Genomic DNA, 18,857 nt, shown 5'->3' on the forward strand with positions numbered 1-18,857 from the left:
CCCGCACGTCGATGATGAGGCTGGTGTTCGGGCGACACGAGACCGTCCGGACCTGTGTCCCTGGCTTGAAAGAACAAGCAGCAGCGGGCGTAACGCACCTGTTTGCAGCGGTTTCCCGGTATACTTTTTATACAGTGTTACGAAGGAGGAACTATGGCAGCCCTCCCCTCCGCCAAACTGCCGCTCCGTGCGCGATTGGTCGCCCTCATTGCGGTGCTCGTCGCCTTCGACGTGGTCGCCGTGGCCGCGGCGTACGTGCTCGCTCACGTCGCGCTCGGACTGGCCCCGCTCTTGGCTTACCAGTGGGACAGCCTGTTCTGGACGATGAGCTTCGACTACGTCCCGCTGCGGCCGGTGCTCCTCGTCGGGACGCCGCTGACGCTCCTCGCGCAGTCGGTGTTCGGCTATCGGATGACGCTACAGGACGCGCTGGCCGACGGCGAGCGAACGGCCGAACGGACGCCCGAGGACGTCGAGGCGATGCGCGCGAAGATAGACCGGGCCGACACCGCACAGGCAGTCCGTGACCGCGTCGAGCGGTTGGCCCACACGGCGAACATGACCACGCCGGACGTGACTGTCGTCGCGTCGTCGACGCCCAACAGTTTCGTCGCCGGACGGCCCGGTGAGCAGACGCTGTTCGTGACGACGGCGCTCCTCGACGCGCTCGACGACGCGGAACTCGACGCCGTGTTGGCCCACGAACTCGCCCACCTCAAGAACGGCGACGCGTTCGTGATGACCGCGGCCGCGTTCCTGCCGGCGGTCACCGCCCGGTTCAACGCTGTCCTCGCGGACCAGTGTCGACATCTGGCGATAGTGGGCAGGCTCCTCGGGAGCGACGCCGAAGCCGACGACGAGGACGACGGGTCGAGCGGATTCGGCCACCACCAGATCGCCGTCCAGTTGTTCGCGCTCGTCGCGATGCCGACCGCCGCCGCGCTGAACCTCGCCAGCACGGCCTGCTACCGGCTCCTCTCCCGTATCAGGGAGTACGCCGCCGACAGCGGCGGCGTCGCCATCTGTGGCTCGCCCGCGGCGATGGCGAGTGCGCTTGAGACGCTCACTGCCGACCGTCGGCCGACCGCGGATTACCGCACCGCCCGGACCGGCGTCCGCGAACTGTGTGTCCTCCCGTACGCTCTCGACGAGGCGGGCGACGACCCGACGACGGATCGAACCGGGAGGGTGGGTCGGTTGTGGCGGAGGGGCTGCGAGCGCGTCCTCCCCGACTCCCATCCCGACGTGGCCGACCGAATCGACGCGCTCGGCGAGCGACAGGTCGACGTCGACGGCGGTCGGTCGCGACGCTGACGACCGGCACGGTTTATCCGCTGGCGTTCGTTGCACCCCTATGACAGACGACGAGGGACGACTCGCGTGGATTCACTGGCCGACCGTCGCGAAAGGCGTCGCCGTCGGTGTCGGCGTCGGACTCATCCTCGCACTGATGCTGGAGGACTTCGTGTTCGGGATGCTGCTGGGGTTGGTGAACGGCCTCGCGTTTGGCATCGGGTGGTCGCGCTCGCGGTGAGACCCCAGTAATCAGGTGAGCCGTTTTTCTCCGGGTACGACCAAACCGACCTGTACGCCTCGCTCGCCGACCGCGCCGAAGAGGCGCTGTCGGACCCGCGGGTTCGCCGTCGCTGTTCGTTCTCGAACCGTGGGCGGGACCGGAGAGACAGTGACGAAGACCGGGCGTCGGGGCAGACAACCCTCACGGACTGCTGCGCTACAGGACGGAGTCGTAGACGGTCGCCAGTCGGTCGACCGCGTGGTCGACGCTGACTGCGTCACGACGCGCGAGACAGGTCTCTCGCAGGCGCTCGCGCTCGTCCAGCGTCCGCTCGATAGCCTGTCGGAACCTGTCGACGTCGCCCTCCGGGTAGGAGTACCCCGTCTCGCCGTCGTGGATAGTGTCAGAGAGCGCACCGGCGTCGACGCCGGCGACAGGGGTACCACAGCAGTTGGCTTCCAGCGCGACCAGCCCCTGCGTCTCGACGGGACTCGGGAACGCGAACACGTCCAGCGCGCTGTACAGGGCTGGCAGTTCCTCACGGTCCAAGAACCCGAGAAAGCGGACGTCGACGTCGGCCTCGGCGGCCATCGCTTTGAGGTCCTCGCGTGCCGGGCCGTCGCCGCCGAAGACGACGGTCACGTCGAGACCCTCACAGGCCGTGACGATGTCTTCGAGGCACTTCTCGTGACCGTGCCGGCCGGTGTAGCCGACGAGGGGACCGTCCGGCAGGTCGTGGCGCGCACAGAAGTCGTCGCTCTCCGACGGCCTGAAAAAGTCCGTGTCGACACCGTTGGAGATGACCTCGACTCTGGCGTCGGCACCGACCGTCTCCCGGACGTGGGCGGCCGCGCGCTCGCTCGGGGCCACGACGACAGCGGCACGGTCCAGAAACCACCGCTCGTAGTGTTCGGCACTGGACTGGACGGCCGACTCGACGGTCGTGTTCGAGGAGACGTACTCGGCGTACTCGCCGGTCGGCGTGTGATAGGACGCCACCAGCGGCGCGTCGAGTTTCCGCGCGAGTCGCTGGCCGGCCATCCCGAGACTGAAGGGCGTGTGTGCGTGGACGACGTCGGCCCCGTTGACCGCGTCCGGAATCTGGGGCATCCCGAGGCGGAACCCCTCGTAGAACGGGAACGGCAGGCTCCTGACCGGATACTCCCCGTCTTCGGCGTCGTGGTCGCTCCTCGGGTAGACGACGTCCATCCGACCGCCGCGGGCGTGCCAGCGGTCCCGCCACGTCTTGACCGTGTACGTCACCCCGTTGACGGTCGGGAGGTACGTGTCGGTGAACGCGGCCACCTGCGGCAGTGTCATCGACGCGGCGTAATCAGACCAGCGGGTAAACCCTTGCTATTGGCCGCGAGAAGCCCCCCGCCGTCGGTGGGCTTTTCAGCCCCCGTCCTGTCCATCTCCCAATGGCTTCGGACCGCTGGCTGTACGCGTGGGCGCTGGGCTCTGTTGCACTCGGTGCCGCCTCGTTGCTCGTCCCACTGTACTTCGTCACTATCGGCGGGAGCACGCTCTTGCTGGGCGTACTCGCCGGTGTCGCGGCCGCCGCGGGCGCGCCGGGCGCACTCATCTTCGGCCGTATCGCGGACCGGACCGGCAAGCACCGCTCGCTCGTCCTCGTGGCGCTGGCACTCGCCGGTGGTGCGCTCGTCGTCGTCTCGCTGACCGAGTCAGAGTGGGTCGTCATCGCCGGCAACGGGGTGTTGTGGTTCGCCGCCGGTGCCGTCGCACCGGTTCTCACGCTGCTCGTCACCGTCGGGTCGCTCGAACGCGACTGGCCGGGCCGCTTTGCCACGCTCAACCGCTATCAGGGGTGGGGCTGGGCCGGGGGACTCGTCCTCGGACTGGCGTGGACGACGACTCTCTCCGGGCCGCTCGGGACGAAAGTAGCTCAGCAGGCACTGCTGTGGCTCTGTGCGGGCGTGGCTGCCGTCGCGGCCGTCCTCGCCGCCCGGTGGCTCCCCACCGGCGTGCAGACGGCAGACGCGCCCCGACCGAGCCGTATCGCTCGCGCCATCGCTCGCTCCCGTCGACTGCCGGTTCGCAGTGCGACGTTCCCGGTCGGACCCGGCCGCGTCTACTGGCTCACGCGGTCGTTCCATCCCCGGCAGGTCCTCGCTCGCCTCACGCCGTCGCTGTCGCTGTACTTCGCCGCCATCCTCGCTGTCTTCGCCGGGTTCGGCGTGTTCTGGGGGCCGCTCCCCTCGTACCTCTCGGGGACGCTCGGCTACGACTCGGGGACGATATTCGCGCTGTATCTGGTGTCCAGCCTCGGGTCGGCGCTGTTCTACGGCGGGGCCGGCCGACTCACAGACCGGTACGACGCCACGGGTATCCAGACCGGTGGGCTGCTGGCCCGGGCGATACTCCATCCCACGGTGGCTTTTGTCACTGTTCTCGTCCCGGTGGCGTCGCTGGCCCTCCTGACCAACGGCGTGGTGTTCGGCCTCATCGGCGTGGCGTGGGCGCTCATCGCCGTCACCGCCGCCAGCATCGTCACTCGTCTCGCACCCCCGGCCATCCGCGGAGAGTCCTTGGGGCTGTACACGGCGCTTTCCGGCCTCGCGAGCGGCGTCGGGTCGATACTCGGTGGATGGCTCGGCGGCTACGGGTTTACGCTGGCGTTCGGCGTCGCCGGCGGATTGGTCTTCACCGGGACGGCCGTCGTCGCCGTCCTCTGGCGGCGGACTCCGACGACGGTCACCGAGCGACCCACCGGCGCCGACTGAGGTCTCGTCTCGGTGGTTGGCGTCGCCAACGCGTTCGCTCGGACGATGACTGTGGTCTCTCGCCCGTCGGATACGTAACGGCCGGTGAGTCGAACACGGTTCGAGTGGGCGGTCGTCCGGGCTCAGACCAGTTCCTCGTACGTCTCGACCAGTCGCTCGCCGACCCGGTCGAGGCCGTGTTCGCGGGCCGTCTCCATCGCGTTCTCGCCGAGTCGCTCGCGGAGGTCCGGGTTCGCTTCCAGACGCTCTACGGCCTCGCGGAACTCCGCCTCGTCCGAACAGATGAGACAGTCGTGGCCGTCCTCGTAGTACTCCCGGAAGACGGGGATATCCGAGAGGACGACGGCCTTGCCACAGGCCATCGCTTCGAGGACGACGATGCCCTGATTCTCGACTTTCGAGGGGAACAGGAACACGTCGCCGGCCCCGTAGGCCCCGCGAATGTCGTCGACCCAGCCGGTGAACGTGACGTTCTCGGGCGGGTCCGACGTCCACTTCCGCACCTCGGCCGACCCGTGTGGCCCGTCGTCGTACGTGCCGAACCACGCGAAGTCGTAGTCGGTCTGCTGGGCCAGTTCGCAGAACGTGGTCAGGCCCTTGCGTTCGAAGACGCTCCCGACGGCGAAGACGACCATCCCGTCTAAGTCGTACTGCTCGCGGTACTCCTCGCGGAAGGACTCGAATCCATCCAGCGGGGCCGTGTCGACGCCGTTGGTGATGGGCCGGATGGGCGCGTCGACTGGATAGTCTTCGAGGACGCCCTTCGTGTACTCGGAGGGACAGAGGACCGTATCGGCCTTCGAGTAGAACCACTGCAGGTACTCGCCCAGCGCGGGTGCGACGAGGTTCGACCCGCGGAAACTCCCGCGGAAGTCCTCCCGGGTGACGTGAGCGTGCAACACGAGCGGGACGTCGTTGCGCGTAGCGTGGCGAGCGACGGCGACCGATCCCGGCCCGATCATGTTGCAGTGAGCGATGTCGTACTCGCGGAACACCGGGTCGTCGAACGCGATGTTGCCACCGACGGCCCAGCCGGGGTGGCCGTCGGTCCACGGTGTCGTCAGTACCTCCACGTCGGTGTCGGCGAGCGCCTGTCGCTGGTGGTCGACGGACGTACCGATGCCCGACCGATCGAGGCGGTCGGCGAGTTCGAGGTAGTTCAGGACGCGCACGGACGGTCCGACCGTGGCCGCGAGCAAAACTGTACCGACTCCGTGCGCAGTCCGGAAGGCGTTTTTACGCGCCGGTCGGAGTGTGTGCGATGACAGACGAGGCGACTATCGCTCGCGAGCGTATCGACCGCCTCCAGTCGATGGCTCGCGACGCCGTCTGTGAGGGGCGCGAGGACCGAGCCCGCGAGTACGTCAGGCGGGCGCGACGCATCGCCGAGCGACACCGTCTTCGCCTCCCGCGGGAGTTCGAGCGGTCGATATGCCGCTCCTGTGATACGTTCCTCGTCCCGGGCCGAAACGCTCGCGTCCGTACCCGGTCGGGTCACGTCGTCGTGACCTGTGAGTGTGGGTCACACGCTCGCTATCCCTACGACTGACGGTTTTAGGACTGTTGGTTTTAAACGTATCGAGCCCTTTGTGCGCCCATATGTCTGATACCTCTCGAGAGCAGCGAATCCACGAACTCGACGCGACACTTCGCGTCGGGAAGAACGGTATCGAACCGGTCGTCGACGAACTGAACACCCAGCTAGAGGACCGCCAGTTCGTGAAAGTGAAATTCCTCCGGTCGGCCCGCGGGGGCACCACCACCGAGGAACTCGCCGACGAGATGGCCGAACAGGTGAACGCGTCCGTCCCGCAGGTACGGGGCCATACGGCGGTGTTCGAGCGGTGATGCAGGTCGAACCCATCTCCAATTTCTTCCAGAATCTCGGACTGGGTTCCGGTCTCGCAGGGACAATCGCGCAGGCTGTCGTCTTCGTCCTCGTCGCTATCCTCGTCTACGTACTCGGGAAGGCTATCGTGGTCCCCATCGTCGACCGGTCGCTGAAGTCCCGTGACCTCGACGAACACGCCCGGAACCCCATAAAGAAACTCACGAGCATCGTCATCGTCTTCGTCGCCATCTCGATGGCGTTCGGGTTGGCCCAGTACGGGAACTTCCTGCAGTCGCTCGCGACCATCGCGGCCGCCGCGACGCTGGCAATCGGACTCGCGATGCAGGACGTGCTGTCGAACTTCGTCGCCGGCATCTTCATCTTCACCGACAAGCCGTTCCGCATCGGCGACTGGATCGAGTGGGACGACAACGCCGGCGTCGTCGAGGACATCAGTCTCCGCGTCACCCGCGTTCGCACGTTCGACAACGAGTTGCTGACGGTTCCGAACTCACAACTCACCGACGGCGTCATCAAGAACCCCGTCGCGAAGGACCAACTCCGTCTGAAGTTCGTCTTCGGCATCGGCTACGACGACGACATCGACGCGGCGACCGACATCATCCTCGAAGAGGCAGAGGACCACGAGGGCATCCTCGAAGACCCCGGCCCGTCGGTCCGACTGGTCGAACTCGGCGACTCCTCCGTGGGTCTGCAGTCCCGCATCTGGATCGACAACCCCAGTCGCTCGGACTTCGTGAAGACCCGCGGTGAGTACGTACAGGCGGTCAAGGAGCGGTTCGACGAGGAAGGCATCGACATCCCCTACCCGAACCGCACCATCGGCGGCGGCCTCGAACTCGCCGGGATGGACAGCGTCGTCGAACCGGCCGACGACTGACCGACTCTCGATTTTCCGTTTCGTCGCCGCCGTCGAGCGACGCCCGTACCGATCCCTCGACGCCGGCAGAGCCGCGACTACGGCCGAACCGCTCGTCGTTACGTCCCGCTGTAGCGGCGTCTCGCGGACGTAAGACTCCGGGAGTAGATACCGAATGAATGGACGGACAGCCGAGATTGCCCGGCGTTCGGGCGTGGGTAATCCCGTTTGCCTCCTCCACCCCGCGACCCCACGAGCGACGGGTGTTCGATGGTCCGCTGCTCACTTCCGTGCCTGACGGGCTGCCATCGACTAACCACGTGGGCGCATCCCTGCAGATGCGACCACGTGGACCGCCGTCCCCGTGGGACGAGGCTTCTACGTTGGCTCACGGGGTCCACGTCCGTCTGACCGGACGCCCCCGGGGTTCGGTCCCCGCTCATGACCACAGTGCGGGCGAGGAGGGGGGCCAAGCCCCCCGACCTAGTCCACTTCGATGGTCCGCCGCCGCCCCATAAGGGCCTTTCGGAACACCCGGGGACTGTGTGGCGATTCGGTCAGAAGAGTCCCAGCGCGCGAGCGAACCACGCCGACCCGACCGGCACTGGCACGCTTGCGAGGACGACGGCCCACCGGTGGTGTTCGATGAGCGTCGACTCCGACAGCCCCAACACGAGGCTGACGGGCACCGTCGCCGCCCAGAGGAGGCTCAGACCGACGATGAACAGGCCCAGAACGAGCGTCGCGCCGGCGGCGATGCTGGGGTCGGTCCGCCCCTCTCGGCCCGCCGCGAGGACGATGATGACGACGAGCGAGAGGACGGCGGGGATGACCGGTGAGATACCACCGGAGCCGTAGTAGGCGCCGACGGCGCTTGTCGTCTCGACGATGACGTACGGCACCGCGAGCGCGACCAGATAGAGGACGCAACCGGCGATACCGACGGTCGGTGCGGTCCGTAGGTCGTTCATATCGGCGCTCGGGTCGGCGGCGTCTTAACACCGACGTTCGAGCGAAACGACGAAATGGCCGCTCGAACTATCGACCGTATGGGATTTGGCTCGACGGCGAAGAAGATACAGAAAGTGGCCGACGTCGCCGACAAACTCTACACGAAAGTCAACGAACTAAAGACGCAGGTCCAGGAGCTCCGCGAGACGGTCGAGGACACGAACGGCCGGGTCGACGACGTAGAGCGCCAGGTGGCCGAACAGCGAGCGCTGCTGGAAGCCATCGCGGACGAACAGGGCGTCGACGTCGATGCGGTCCTCACCGACGACGTCGAGAGAGCGCCAGCAGACGCGGCGGAGACGGCACACGGCGAGGAGTGAAAGGGGCCGTCACAGGTCGACGGTCTGGTCGTCGAGGTTCGGAAGCCGAATCGTCGCCGTTCCGTCCTCGGTCAGTTCTATCGTCCCGTCGACCAACTGCGTGAGAGAGTTCATCGTCTCGTCGTCGTGGGCCGTCGACGTGACGGTGTAGAAGCCGACTGCGCCGGCGTTGTCGACGCGCGAGGTGAACATGTGAATGAAGCGGAACACGCCCTGAAGATTCGAGTAGACCAGCAGCGGCGACAGGGAGTCCACCAGCACGCGGGTTCGTTCGATGCCGTCTTCGGTGTAATACGACTGGACGAACTCGGAGAACTTGATACCGATACTGCTCATGTCCTTCGGTGATGACGTGTACTTCGTGTACTGGTCGTCGGTGACCGACTGGCCGAAGGTCTCCGAGACGGCGTCGACGACGCCGAGCGGCGGTGCGTCCTCGTCCCCGCCGGCAAACAGTGTCCGATAGTCAGAGCGCACCCTGTCGGCAGTGTCTCGTGTCGTCACGACGATACCCCCCTCGCCCCGTCGCGACCCGGCCGCGAGCGCTTGCATCCCGAAGCGACGTTTCCCACAGAGTGGTGGCCCGGTTACGAGGACGTTCGTGCCGGGGTCGAGAGCGAAATCGAGGCGGTCGTATCCGATATCGTACATCAGTATTCACTGGTCGGCTGTAGTGAGCGAGCACACCAGAGCGATATTCCCACACGTACTCGAACAGACATATAATCTTTGTCTTGTCTCTCAGACGAGAGGTGGTCGGCGTCGACTGATCGCGCGTGGGTATCTCTCACGAGCACGATACAGAACCGGATGGTTTAAACCGGAACACCGAATTACGTATTCACGTAGGGCGCTTAGCTCAGCCTGGACAGAGTGCTTGGCTTCGGACCAAACCGTCGGGGGTTCAAATCCCTCAGCGCCCGTGATTTTGCGAGGAACGGACGTGACGAGCAAAGAGCGGTCGCTGCGGATTTGCATCAGGGAGGAGCTTGCTCCGACCGTGGTTCAAATCCCTCAGCGCCCGTACAACGAACCGACGAGCGTAGCGAGTCGGTGACGTGAACCGGCACTACGGATTTGAACCCTGCCAGTCGCGCACAGCAAAGCGAGCACGTCTGACTCCGGTTCAAATCCCTCAGCGCCCGTCTTGTTACATCACGCGTCGGATAGACCGTACAGCGGCCGGATTGGCCCGATTCCAACCACTCCGTTCAGGCTGAGTTGAACACGCGACGTCGCGCGAGTCGATGCCGTTACGGCTTCAGCTAGAGCCGACGGAAGAACGGGAGTAAGTATTGACTCCCAATATCGTTCTGGAAGTCGAGTCATCGCCTAGAAAGCCTATTACGACCGATGGTCGATATCCACCATGTTTCAACTATCCAACTGGATTCGTTTGACTTCGTTGGCGGTGTTGCTACTTCTGGTAGCTGCTGTGATTGGATTCGGGTTTTCGATAGCCGGTGTTGAACCAGATGTCGCCACCCCGAACGCTGATAATGGGTCGACCAGTGAAGCACCCCCCACAGAACGAGAGACGCCGCACCCGGAGACGGGCACGCAGAACGATCAGATATTCTGTGACGACCCCGGAAGTGGCTTCGAGTGTGAACCCGGCATGCCCCTTCGGAACGGTTCGACGTACACCGCGCCAGACTCCAACGAGACCCAGGAGCGCAACGAGACGGACGACGCATAGCGGCGTGAGTGGAGTAAACCATTGTAGAAGTTGAACCCACTCAGAGGCGGCGGAACGACGGAGACAGCTAGGTAATCAGGTAACTATGGGAGAGACCATACCATTTTTTAGAAGAGTGGTTGGTTTCGAGCTATTCAAATCGAGAAGACTGCTTAACCGAGTGTGCGAACAGAGCGAGGGTACAGAAAACACTTACAATCTATTGTCAAATCCAACATAATGGACCATTCTCGTCGAGAGGCTATCTACGGTCTGTCAAGTGCGATGCTCGCCCTCGCAGGGTGTTCTGTTCCCGGAGCAAAATCAGCTTCACCAACCGAGACAACCGAACAGGAAACAGCGGTAGATGTGAGAGTTATCAATAACACCTCGACAGAACAATCAATCAGTATCACGGTGTCAGCAGACTCTTCGGTGATTGTACAAGAGACAGTGATAGTCCAGTCTGGCGAAGCCACGGTAGTCGAAGCGGGTATCCGCCAACAGGGGACATACGAACTGAGCGTTGAGGGCAACGGTATGAGTGATACCGGGTCGGTGACACTCGGAGAATATCATATCGAATACGGTCGAAACTTTCGTGTCGAAGTCCGCCCTGATAGTATTTCTATTGGTGTATATGAGTAAGACAGCCACTATTTCATCTGTATCGACCGTTCAGGAATGTGCTTATTGCGGGGGTGAGACTTCCCAATTATCGCAAGAATATCTTCGGTAAGTGCCTGTGAATAAAAACAGCTGAAATAGAATATTGAAATATGACTGGACGAGACTCCGCTTTTTTATCAGTTTACCTTGGCACCTTGATTCTCCTATCAGGCTGTATTGCTGGACCGATTAGTGGTCAGGGGAGTTCTGTTCCAATCGCTGTTAACAACTCTGTGAATACAACTCAGAGCTACACGTTTGAAGTCTCGGTAGTCGAATACCCAGCAAATATCAGCGTGCAACGAAGTGATGGACTTGATTCTACTGGACGTATTAGTCCTGGGTTAGCCGTATCGGAACCAGGGGATGACCGGTACTATACTGCAGTTGAATTTCCTAATTCATCTCGACTCCACAGCCGTTACACGCTTTCTCCGGGTGAAGGGAAGCAAACTGAAATTGAAGGGTTCTCAGCAGACAGCGCAGTTATTGTCGTTATTTATCGGTCGGAAAGTGAGATTGTTTCGTATGTGACCGCCAATTGTGATGGTGATTTAGCCTTTCTCGAAGTTACAATGTTCCACTATGGGGCGGGCGCGAGCTACGATTGCACAGGTGGCTGGGGCTAAAAGACGGAAGTGGGGGGGTTCTGTTACACACTTCAACTGTAGTGAGCGACGCAAGGTGTCTCAAGAAAGTCGGAGCGGCGACGGCCACCGGCCCGAAAAGCTCGAAGCTCAGTTCACTCGAGGTCGAAGCGGTCGAGAGTCATCACTTTGTGCCACGCATCCACGAAGTCGCGCACGAACTTCTCCTCTGCGTCGTCAGCTCCATACACTTCCGCAATGGCTCGAAGCCGGGCGTGTGACCCGAAGATGAGGTCTGCGCGGGTCCCTGTCCACTCGAGTTCGCCCGTGTCGCGGTCCCGCAGTTCGTACAGGTTCTCGGAGTCGTCAGCCGGTTCCCACTCCAAGTCCATGTCGAGCAGGGTCACGAAGAAGTCGTTGGTCAACGTCTCCGGCTGCTCGGTGAAGACGCCGTGGTCGGACTCGCCGTAGGTCGCGTCGAGCGCTCGCATGCCGCCGACCAGTACCGTCATCTCGGCCGGCGTCAGGTCCAGCAGGCTGGCTTTGTCCACGAGTATCTCCTCGGCCGGTCGGTCGGCCTCGTCCGAGCGGTAGTTACGGAACCCGTCCGCGTCCGGTTTGAGCGCCTCGAAGGACTCGACGTCGGTCTGTTCCTGCGAGGCGTCCGTTCGGCCCGGTTCGAACGGGACGTCCACGTCGTAGCCCGCGTCCGCCGCCGCCTGTTCGACGGCCGCGTTGCCGCCCAGAACGATGAGGTCGGCGAGCGAGACGTTGGTCCCGTCGGACCGCGAACTGTTGAACTCCTCTCGAATCTCTTCGAGCGTCTCCAGCACGGTCGCCAGTTGCTCGGGGTCGTTCGCCTCCCAGTTCTTCTGGGGTTCGAGGCGGATGCGGGCCCCGTTCGCGCCGCCGCGCTTGTCGCTGTCGCGGTACGTCGACGCCGATGCCCACGCCGTCTCGACCAGTTCGGAGACGGACAGGTCCGAATCGAGGATCTCCGCTTTGAGGTCGGCGATCTCGTCTTCGCCAATCAGGCCGTAGTCGGCGTCGGGGATGGGGTCCTGCCACAGCATCTCCTCGTCGGGGACCTCGGGACCGAGGAACCGTTCGGGCGGGCCCATGTCGCGGTGGGTCAGTTTGTACCAGGCCTTCGCGAAGTTGATGCCGAACGCCATCGGGTTGTCCTGGAAGCGCTCGATGATTTCCCGGTAGTCCGGGTCCTTCTTCAGCGCGATGTCCGTCGTGAGCATCATCGGCGTCTGCGTCTCGTCTGGGTCGTGGGCGTCCGGAACTGTGCCCTCCAACTCCTCGCTCTTCGGCGTCCACTGCCACGCGCCGCCGGGACCCTTCTCGGGTTCCCACTCGTAGTCGAGCAGGTTGTCGATGTACTCGAGGTCCCAGTCGATGGGCGATTGGGTCCACGGACCCTCGATGCCGCTGGTGATGGTGTCGGCACCCTTGCCCGACTCGTAGTCGTTCGCCCAGCCGAAGCCCTGTTCCTCTATGGGGGCCGCTTCGGGCTCGGGACCGAGGTTCTCGGGGTCGTCGGCGCCGTGGACTTTCCCGAACGTGTGGCCGCCGGCGATGAGCGCGGCCGTCTCTTCGTCGTTCATAGCCATGCGGCTGAACGTCTGGCGGATGTTCTTCGCCGACGCCTCGGGGTCGGGCTGGCCGTCGGGCCCCTCGGGGTTCACGTAGATGAGCCCCATCACGGAGGCGCCGAGTCCATCCTCGATGTCGCCCGGTTCGTCGAACCGCTCGTTCGTCTCCATCTCCGCTTCCGGGCCCCAGTCGACGGCCTCGTCGGGCGCGAAAGCGTCCTCGCGGCCGCCGGCGAAGCCGAGGGTCTTGCCGCCCATCGACTCGATGGCGACGTTTCCGGCCAGAATCAGCAGGTCGGCCCACGAGAGGTTGCGGCCGTACTTCTGCTTGACCGGTTGGAGCAGTCGGCGCGCCTTGTCGAGGTTCGCGTTGTCGGGCCAACTGTTGAGCGGCGCGAAGCGTTGTCGTCCGCCGGCCGCGCCGCCGCGCCCGTCGCTCGTGCGGTACGTCCCGGCGCTGTGCCACGCCATCCGGATGAAGAGCGGCCCGTAGTGGCCGTAGTCGGCCGGCCACCAGTCTTGCGAGGTGGTCATCACCGCTTCGATGTCCGCCTTCACGGCTTCGAGGTCTAGTTGCTCGAACGCCTCGGCGTAGTCGAACTCCTCGTCCATCGGTTCGACCTGCTGGGCGTTCTGGTCGAGAATCTCTAGGCTCAACTGATTCGGCCACCAGTCTTGATTGGACCCGTTCACGCTCGGCCGCTTCTCGTGTTTGCGTGTTAAAGTTGTCTATTCGGGAACGATATCTTTGCTGTAGCTAAGTAACCTTCTGGGTTTGTGAAATTCCGTTAGTGCTTGACTCAGGCCGTGTATCCAGTACCATCGGCGGAATTTGGTCTCAACTGACGAGTTCGAGAGGTCCAATCGGACACAAACTGGTAGGCGATTGCAGCGCACACCGAGCGGACGATCTCGCCACGGCACCTGTGCGGTTCGCACTCACCGATCACAGTCGGGCGACCCCGCTCGCCTCACGTAGACGACCCGTTCGCTCGGCGAGCGCCCGCGCGTAGCGCGCCTCGGTTCGACGGTGGGGGCACACGGCCAGTCGCCCTCGACTCACGGCGCTCTCCGGGGCGAACAGTCGGAACATCTCGGCTGCGACGCCGACGGTGACGCCCGCGTCGGGCCCAGCGGCGGGACCGACCGGGCCGGTTATTGCCCTCTGGGTACTGGCACAGGTGTGACAGACTGGCCACCGATCGACCCCGCCGACGCGACGGCGGTCGCCGAACGACGTGACGAACTGGTCGCTGCGGTGCGGGACCACGCCGGCCAAATCGCCTACCAGTTAGCCCGACTGCAGGGCGGCGACTACGGACAGGCCACCGTCGAGACGGACGGCGGCGAGTGGACGGTCAAGTACGAGGGCGGCGATCTGGAGTACCTCCGGTACGACCCCGTCCGCGGGTCGGAGGTGTACGTCATCTCGACCAAACAGCCCCCGGAGCCGGACGCACTGGCCGACGCGTTGCTTGACTATCAGGCCTTCGTCGAGGGCTTTCGGGACTACGTCGAGTCGCTCGACGGGGTCCTCGACGACGTCGCGACCGAGTTCCCCGAGGTGGCGACCACCGACGGCGTCGTCGGCGAACGCGACCGCGTCCTCGGTCGTATCCGCGAGGTGTGTGACCGCATCGCGGGCGAACTCCAGCGCTACGAGGGCGGCGACTACGGGACGTACGCGACCCGCGTCGACGGCACCCGCTGGGAGCTAAAGTGGGAGGGCGCACGGGCGTCGTACCTCCGGGTGGGCGGCACCGGCGGCCTCTACCTCCTCTCTCAGTACGAACCGCCGTCGGCGGCCGACATCAGAGAGTACGCCCCGCGGTTCCGCGGGTTCGTAGAGGCGTACAACGACCACGTCGCGGAACTGGAGTCGGACCTCGCGACCGTCGAGTTGTGAGTGGCGGAGAGTCGCCCGCCCGCGGGAACGGCCCCAGCCTCCGTGGCGAGGTGTCGGTAGACCTATACGCGCAGGCCACCCCGTTCCAACGTGGATTCTAACGACGTCCGAAGCGAGTGGGCAGAGCGGTCCGGCGAGTACTCGCCGACGTATTACGCCCACTACGGCCCGGACGAGACGAGCGAGTTGGTGCAGTCGATTCTGGAAACCGAAGTCGGACGAGAGGCGAGCGTTCTGGAGGTGGGGTGTGGCGTGGGCCGCCACCTCGCCGCGCTGGCCGACGCGGGCTTTTCGGACCTGACCGGTGTCGACGTCAACCCGGCGGCGCTGGACGTCCTCGCGGAGACGTACCCCGAACTGGCCGAGACGGGGTCGTTCCACGCCGAAGCCATCGAGGAGTACGCCACGGACGTCGCGGACGACGCCTTCGACGCCGTCTACTCCGTCGAGACGCTCCAGCACATCCATCCCGACGTGGAGTGGGTGTTCGACGACATCGCGCGTATCGCGGGGGACCTGCTAGTGACCGTCGAGAACGAGAGCGGCGAGTACGGCGAGGTCAACTACGTCGACGACGACATCCCGCTCTATTACCGGGACTGGCACCGCGTGTTCACCGACCGCGGATTCGTCGAAGCCACGTCGTCCGAACGGAAGCGCGACACTGTCAGAGTGTTCCGGCCGTCGGAGTAATCCGGCGCAAAGACGGCCGGAGTCGCCCGACTGGCCTCAGTCCGAGCCCTGTCGCGGGACCCAGCCACAGTCGGCACACGTCACCACGCCCACCTGTCTGTGGAGGGTGCCGCCACAGGACGGGCAGACTGCGCTCGGTTCGTTCGTCGGCGTCGTCTTACTCATCGTCGCTGGTGATGATGTCCGCAGAGAGGCCCTGTGCCATCTGGATCTCCTTCGAGTTGTTGAGCGTCCACGCCGTCCGGTCGGTGACGGCCTCGATGATCTCGCGGGCCGAGGGGTAGCCGTTCCCGGAGCGCTTGACGCCGCCGAAGGGGAGTTGGACCTCCGCGCCGATGCAGGGGAGGTTCCCGTAGGCGAGGCCGAGTTCCGCGTGGTCGCGGTAGTAGTTTATCTGGCGGTAGTCCTCCGAGACGATAGCGCCGGCCAGTCCGTACGGCGTGTCGTTCTGGATGTCGACGGCGCGTTCGATGTCGCCGTCGTACTCCAACAGGGCGACGTGTGGGCCGAACACTTCCTCGTGAGTACAGCGCAGGTCGGCGTCGGGGTCTGCTTCGTAGACGAACGGACCGACCCAGTGGCCATCCTCGTGGCCGTCGGGAATCTCGTCGGCGTCGAGGTCGGTCCGGTCGACGAGGACGTTTACGCCCTCCTCGCGTGCGAGTTCGTTGTACTCCGTGACCTTCTCGCGATGTTCGGCCTCGATGAGCGGCCCCATGAACGTGTCTTCTTCGAGAGGGTTGCCGACGGCGACTTTCGACGCCACGTCGACGAACCGCTCCGTGAACTCCTCGTAGACGTCCGTGTGGACGATGAGTCGCTCCGAAGAGACACAGCGCTGGCCGGTCGTCTTGAACGAGGACATCACCGCCGAGTGGACGGCGATGTCGAGGTCCGCGTGTTCGGTAATGACGACGGCGTTCTTCCCGCCCATCTCACAGGCGGCACGTTTCCCGGAGACGCCGCCGACCGAATCGGCTATCTTGTGCCCGACTTCGGCCGACCCCGTAAAGAGGATCGTCTCCACGTCGTCGGACTGGACGATGGCGTTGCCGGCGTCGCCGTAGCCCTGTACCATGTTGAACACGCCGTCGGGCAGGCCGGCCTCGGCGAACAGGCGGGCGATGACGGTCGCACACTTCGGCGTCTGTTCGGCGGGCTTGAACACGACGGTGTTTCCCTCGACCAGCGCGACGGCCATGTGCCAGTACGGGATGGCGATGGGGAAGTTCCACGGGGTGATACACCCGACGACGCCGCGGGGCTTGCGGCGCATGTAGGCGTCTTTCGCGGGAATCTCCGAGGGGACGATGTCGCCGCTCGGGTGGCGGGCGTCGCCGGCGGCCCACTCGACCATGTGTGCGGCCTCGACCACGTCGGCCCGCCCCTCGCTGATCTCCTTGCCGCACTCGCGGGTGACGATCTCGCCGTACTCGTCGACGTTCGTCTTCAGTTCGTGGTAGACGTCCCAGAGGTACTCTGCGCGGTCGATACGGGAGAGTCCGCGCCACTCCTCGTAGGCCGCGTCGGCGGCCTCGACCGCCCGTTCTACGTCCTCGGGCGTTCCACGTCGGAACTCGCCCAGCGTCTCGCCAGTCGCGGGATTCTCGCTCGTGAAGGTCTCTGTACCCTCGCCGTCGGTCCATTCGCCGTCGATGTAGTGTTGATATGTCGCTCCCATTGCATCTGACTACGCCGAGCGAGTGCCAATAGTCCCATCCGACCATGGACGGGTGGACAATTCAGGCCGTCGGCTGATCGCGAGGGCGGGACCGACCCGACCATGGTCGGAAGGGGTTTGTGAATTGATCACGTACATCCAGGTATAGAGGCTACTGTATCCATGAGCGTCGAACAACAAGTTTCGGGGACACGGCTAACGCTTGACCTCTGGCATCCGAACTGCTGGGCCATCGAGGCCACCGAACAGACGGGTGGTGGGGTACTGGCACACGCGATCTACAACTCGCCGGCGACGAGCGGCGAGATGCCGACGTCGGTCAACGGCCTCTTTACGGCATTCGGTGACACCGAGGACGAAGTCGAGCGACTGCTAGACGCCATCTGCGAGTCGGACCGGGCCGGCGAACTACAGGAACTACAAGAGCGGTTCGGCCGCCAGCGCAACGCGCCGGGCAACGTGGTCCGGGAGTTCTTCCTGGAGTACGATCCCGACGACATGGTCTGCCCGACGCTGCTCGAACACGGGTTCGTCCACAGCGCCCCCGTCCGCATCGAGGACGGCCGCGAGGAGTGGCAGGTGTGTTTCGCCGACGAGCGCTCGAAGATCGAACCCGCACTCGACAGGGTCAGAGCGGACGCCGGGGCCGAGGTGAGCGTCGCCGCCATCACGGCCTCCGAGTCCGCGGCGTCCGAACGGGAACAGCGACTCGACTCGCTGACCTCCGCACAGCGCAAGGTCTTCGAGCACGCGCGGGACGCGGGCTACTACGAGTGGCCCCGCGAGACGTCGACCCGCGAACTGGCCGACGACATGGACGTCTCGAAGACGACGCTGTTGGAACACCTTCGGAAGGCCGAAGCGAAACTGCTGGACCCGTAGTCAGCGACCGACGACGGCCCGAAGCGCGAACAGGGCGTTGGACTTCCGCTCTCTGATGCGTCGGTAGAAGTACGAGAACCACTTCTCGCCGTAGGGGATGTACTGATAGACGGTGACCTCGTCGGCGAGGTCGAACTGCGCGCGTTCCCGGACGCCGGTGAGCATCTGGACCTCGTAGGACGTTCCGTACTCCTCGTGCAGTTCGCGAGCGTAGCTAATCATCGCCGGGTCGTGACTGCCGACGGCGATGCCGTCGTCGAAGTGCTGGAACATGAACGCTAGGTCGTCTCGGTAGGCCTCGTCGACGCGGGCCTTCTCGCGGTAGGCGATTTCGGCGGGTTCGTCGTAGGCCCCCTTGACCAACCGGACCTTGCCCGGGAGGTCGGCGAGGCGTTCGAGGTCGTCGCGGGTTCGTTTGAGGTTCGCCTGCACGCAGACGCCCACGTTCCCGCCCGTCTCGCGGGCGTGCCGCTCGAACGCGTCAAGCGTCACGTCCGTGGTCGTGTGGTCTTCCATGTCGATCCAGACCAGACAATCGGCGGCGTCTACGATGCGGGCGAGGTTCTCCTCGAACACCGCATCGCCGATGTCGAGTCCGATCTGACTCGGCTTGACGGAGATGCAAGCGTCGGTGGTTCGCTGTGCGAGCGCTCGTACGAGGTCGACGTACGCCTGCGTGTCCGCATCAGCGTCCGCGCGGTCGTCGTAGTGCTCCCCGAGTAGATTCAGGATGCCGTGTACCCCTCGCTCGTTCAGGTCGTCGACGTGGTCCATCGCCGCCGACGCCGTTTCGCCCGCGACGAAATTGCTGGCGATCGGTGGAATCATACACACAGGCACGGACTCTCCCCACCTATA

The 18,857-nt window shown here is 64.4% G+C and carries 19 protein-coding genes, 1 tRNA gene and 1 other RNA gene; 12 read left to right on the plus strand and 9 right to left on the minus strand.

All coding sequences use genetic code 11. The features are described 5' to 3' along the window. Positions 1–153: 153 nt before the first annotated feature. Together NDI85_RS19365 and NDI85_RS19370 are read left to right on the plus strand one after the other, a co-directional pair. The gene (locus NDI85_RS19365) at positions 154–1,314 is read left to right on the plus strand and encodes a M48 family metallopeptidase (RefSeq protein ID WP_188997949.1); all 1,161 of its coding nucleotides are present in this window, start codon (positions 154–156) and stop codon (positions 1,312–1,314) included. A gap of 40 nt (positions 1,315–1,354) precedes the next feature. Continuing rightward, the gene (locus NDI85_RS19370) at positions 1,355–1,534 is read left to right on the plus strand and encodes a hypothetical protein (RefSeq protein WP_188997945.1); all 180 of its coding nucleotides are present in this window, start codon (positions 1,355–1,357) and stop codon (positions 1,532–1,534) included. Between the two features lie 198 nt (positions 1,535–1,732). Here the strand turns inward: NDI85_RS19370 and NDI85_RS19375 are convergent, their stop codons facing one another. Beyond that, a complete protein-coding gene (locus NDI85_RS19375) occupies positions 1,733–2,836 on the minus strand; it encodes a glycosyltransferase family 4 protein (RefSeq protein ID WP_310916693.1) in 1,104 nt (367 codons plus the stop codon). 38 nt (positions 2,837–2,874) lie between these two features. Here NDI85_RS19375 and NDI85_RS19380 point away from each other — a divergent pair, with 38 nt between their 5' ends. Continuing rightward, on the plus strand, positions 2,875–4,260 hold the full coding sequence (locus tag NDI85_RS19380) for an MFS transporter (protein ID WP_338071845.1): 1,386 nt from the start codon (positions 2,875–2,877) through the stop codon (positions 4,258–4,260). 122 nt (positions 4,261–4,382) lie between these two features. Here the strand turns inward: NDI85_RS19380 and NDI85_RS19385 are convergent, their stop codons facing one another. Continuing rightward, positions 4,383–5,432 carry a glycosyltransferase family 4 protein gene (locus tag NDI85_RS19385; RefSeq protein WP_310916694.1) on the minus strand — a complete coding sequence of 350 codons (1,050 nt, stop codon included), beginning with the start codon at positions 5,430–5,432 and terminating at the stop codon, positions 4,383–4,385. Between the two features lie 89 nt (positions 5,433–5,521). Between NDI85_RS19385 and NDI85_RS19390 the strand changes: the two genes are divergently transcribed. The 3 genes from NDI85_RS19390 to NDI85_RS19400 are packed head-to-tail and all read left to right on the plus strand — an operon-like array spanning position 5,522 to position 6,992. Further along, on the plus strand, positions 5,522–5,809 hold the full coding sequence (locus tag NDI85_RS19390; protein WP_188997931.1) for a ribonuclease P protein component 4: 288 nt from the start codon (positions 5,522–5,524) through the stop codon (positions 5,807–5,809). A 50-nt stretch (positions 5,810–5,859) separates the two neighbouring features. After that, entirely contained in the window at positions 5,860–6,108 is a 249-nt protein-coding gene (locus tag NDI85_RS19395) for a YhbY family RNA-binding protein (RefSeq protein ID WP_188997926.1), read from the plus strand. Beyond that, positions 6,108–6,992 (plus strand): mechanosensitive ion channel family protein, encoded by an 885-nt coding sequence (locus NDI85_RS19400; RefSeq protein ID WP_310916695.1) that lies wholly within the window; start codon positions 6,108–6,110, stop codon positions 6,990–6,992. The genes NDI85_RS19395 and NDI85_RS19400 overlap by 1 nt, the downstream gene beginning before the upstream one ends. Positions 6,993–7,148: 156 nt before the next feature. Here the strand turns inward: NDI85_RS19400 and ffs are convergent. Both ffs and NDI85_RS19410 read right to left on the minus strand, forming a co-directional pair. Next, positions 7,149–7,465: signal recognition particle sRNA (ffs, locus tag NDI85_RS19405), an RNA gene on the minus strand. Between the two features lie 63 nt (positions 7,466–7,528). Continuing rightward, positions 7,529–7,942 carry a hypothetical protein gene (locus NDI85_RS19410; RefSeq protein WP_188997921.1) on the minus strand — a complete coding sequence of 138 codons (414 nt, stop codon included), beginning with the start codon at positions 7,940–7,942 and terminating at the stop codon, positions 7,529–7,531. Between the two features lie 78 nt (positions 7,943–8,020). On the opposite strand from NDI85_RS19410, the gene NDI85_RS19415 reads away from it, so the two are divergent. After that, a complete protein-coding gene (locus NDI85_RS19415; protein ID WP_166971078.1) occupies positions 8,021–8,302 on the plus strand; it encodes a DUF5798 family protein in 282 nt (93 codons plus the stop codon). Between the two features lie 9 nt (positions 8,303–8,311). Here the strand turns inward: NDI85_RS19415 and NDI85_RS19420 are convergent, their stop codons facing one another. Next, complete coding sequence (locus tag NDI85_RS19420; protein ID WP_310916696.1) at positions 8,312–8,953, minus strand: RAD55 family ATPase; 642 nt, start codon at positions 8,951–8,953, stop codon at positions 8,312–8,314. A gap of 197 nt (positions 8,954–9,150) precedes the next feature. On the opposite strand from NDI85_RS19420, the gene NDI85_RS19425 reads away from it, so the two are divergent. Together NDI85_RS19425 and NDI85_RS19430 are read left to right on the plus strand one after the other, a co-directional pair. After that, positions 9,151–9,225: transfer RNA gene (locus NDI85_RS19425), tRNA-Arg, on the plus strand. A gap of 1,534 nt (positions 9,226–10,759) precedes the next feature. After that, positions 10,760–11,278 (plus strand): hypothetical protein, encoded by a 519-nt coding sequence (locus NDI85_RS19430; RefSeq protein WP_188997896.1) that lies wholly within the window; start codon positions 10,760–10,762, stop codon positions 11,276–11,278. A gap of 113 nt (positions 11,279–11,391) precedes the next feature. On the opposite strand, the gene katG is transcribed toward NDI85_RS19430, so the two are convergent. Continuing rightward, the gene (gene katG, locus NDI85_RS19435) at positions 11,392–13,530 is read right to left on the minus strand and encodes a catalase/peroxidase HPI (protein WP_188997894.1); all 2,139 of its coding nucleotides are present in this window, start codon (positions 13,528–13,530) and stop codon (positions 11,392–11,394) included. Between the two features lie 508 nt (positions 13,531–14,038). Here katG and NDI85_RS19440 point away from each other — a divergent pair. Together NDI85_RS19440 and NDI85_RS19445 are read left to right on the plus strand one after the other, a co-directional pair. After that, positions 14,039–14,743 (plus strand): hypothetical protein, encoded by a 705-nt coding sequence (locus NDI85_RS19440; protein ID WP_310916711.1) that lies wholly within the window; start codon positions 14,039–14,041, stop codon positions 14,741–14,743. A gap of 90 nt (positions 14,744–14,833) precedes the next feature. After that, the gene (locus NDI85_RS19445; protein ID WP_188997892.1) at positions 14,834–15,436 is read left to right on the plus strand and encodes a class I SAM-dependent methyltransferase; all 603 of its coding nucleotides are present in this window, start codon (positions 14,834–14,836) and stop codon (positions 15,434–15,436) included. A gap of 36 nt (positions 15,437–15,472) precedes the next feature. On the opposite strand, the gene NDI85_RS19450 is transcribed toward NDI85_RS19445, so the two are convergent. Together NDI85_RS19450 and NDI85_RS19455 are read right to left on the minus strand one after the other, a co-directional pair. Continuing rightward, positions 15,473–15,601 (minus strand): hypothetical protein, encoded by a 129-nt coding sequence (locus NDI85_RS19450; RefSeq protein WP_310916697.1) that lies wholly within the window; start codon positions 15,599–15,601, stop codon positions 15,473–15,475. After that, on the minus strand, positions 15,594–17,117 hold the full coding sequence (locus tag NDI85_RS19455; protein ID WP_310916698.1) for an aldehyde dehydrogenase family protein: 1,524 nt from the start codon (positions 17,115–17,117) through the stop codon (positions 15,594–15,596). The genes NDI85_RS19450 and NDI85_RS19455 overlap by 8 nt, the downstream gene beginning before the upstream one ends. A 162-nt stretch (positions 17,118–17,279) precedes the next feature. Between NDI85_RS19455 and NDI85_RS19460 the strand changes: the two genes are divergently transcribed. Beyond that, positions 17,280–17,999, plus strand: coding sequence for a helix-turn-helix domain-containing protein (locus NDI85_RS19460; protein WP_188997888.1), 720 nt, complete (start codon positions 17,280–17,282; stop codon positions 17,997–17,999). Here NDI85_RS19460 and NDI85_RS19465 read toward each other — a convergent pair whose 3' ends face one another. Next, the gene (locus tag NDI85_RS19465) at positions 18,000–18,827 is read right to left on the minus strand and encodes a proline dehydrogenase family protein (protein ID WP_188997886.1); all 828 of its coding nucleotides are present in this window, start codon (positions 18,825–18,827) and stop codon (positions 18,000–18,002) included. Between the last annotated feature and the right edge of the window lie 30 nt (positions 18,828–18,857).

Source organism: Haloarcula sp. S1AR25-4, from assembly GCF_031624555.1.
Lineage (GTDB): Archaea > Halobacteriota > Halobacteria > Halobacteriales > Haloarculaceae > Haloarcula > Haloarcula pellucida.

Coding starts and splice junctions, on each gene's coding strand:
- NDI85_RS19365 (WP_188997949.1), top strand. CDS start 154: ATGGCAGCCCTCCCCTCCGCCAAACTGCCGCTCCGTGCGCGATTGGTC.
- NDI85_RS19370 (WP_188997945.1), top strand. CDS start 1,355: ATGACAGACGACGAGGGACGACTCGCGTGGATTCACTGGCCGACCGTC.
- NDI85_RS19375 (WP_310916693.1), bottom strand. CDS start 2,836: ATGACACTGCCGCAGGTGGCCGCGTTCACCGACACGTACCTCCCGACC.
- NDI85_RS19390 (WP_188997931.1), top strand. CDS start 5,522: ATGACAGACGAGGCGACTATCGCTCGCGAGCGTATCGACCGCCTCCAG.
- NDI85_RS19395 (WP_188997926.1), top strand. CDS start 5,860: ATGTCTGATACCTCTCGAGAGCAGCGAATCCACGAACTCGACGCGACA.
- NDI85_RS19400 (WP_310916695.1), top strand. CDS start 6,108: ATGCAGGTCGAACCCATCTCCAATTTCTTCCAGAATCTCGGACTGGGT.
- NDI85_RS19410 (WP_188997921.1), bottom strand. CDS start 7,942: ATGAACGACCTACGGACCGCACCGACCGTCGGTATCGCCGGTTGCGTC.
- NDI85_RS19415 (WP_166971078.1), top strand. CDS start 8,021: ATGGGATTTGGCTCGACGGCGAAGAAGATACAGAAAGTGGCCGACGTC.
- NDI85_RS19420 (WP_310916696.1), bottom strand. CDS start 8,953: ATGTACGATATCGGATACGACCGCCTCGATTTCGCTCTCGACCCCGGC.
- NDI85_RS19430 (WP_188997896.1), top strand. CDS start 10,760: ATGACTGGACGAGACTCCGCTTTTTTATCAGTTTACCTTGGCACCTTG.
- NDI85_RS19450 (WP_310916697.1), bottom strand. CDS start 15,601: ATGAGTAAGACGACGCCGACGAACGAACCGAGCGCAGTCTGCCCGTCC.
- NDI85_RS19455 (WP_310916698.1), bottom strand. CDS start 17,117: ATGGGAGCGACATATCAACACTACATCGACGGCGAATGGACCGACGGC.
- NDI85_RS19460 (WP_188997888.1), top strand. CDS start 17,280: ATGAGCGTCGAACAACAAGTTTCGGGGACACGGCTAACGCTTGACCTC.
- NDI85_RS19465 (WP_188997886.1), bottom strand. CDS start 18,827: ATGATTCCACCGATCGCCAGCAATTTCGTCGCGGGCGAAACGGCGTCG.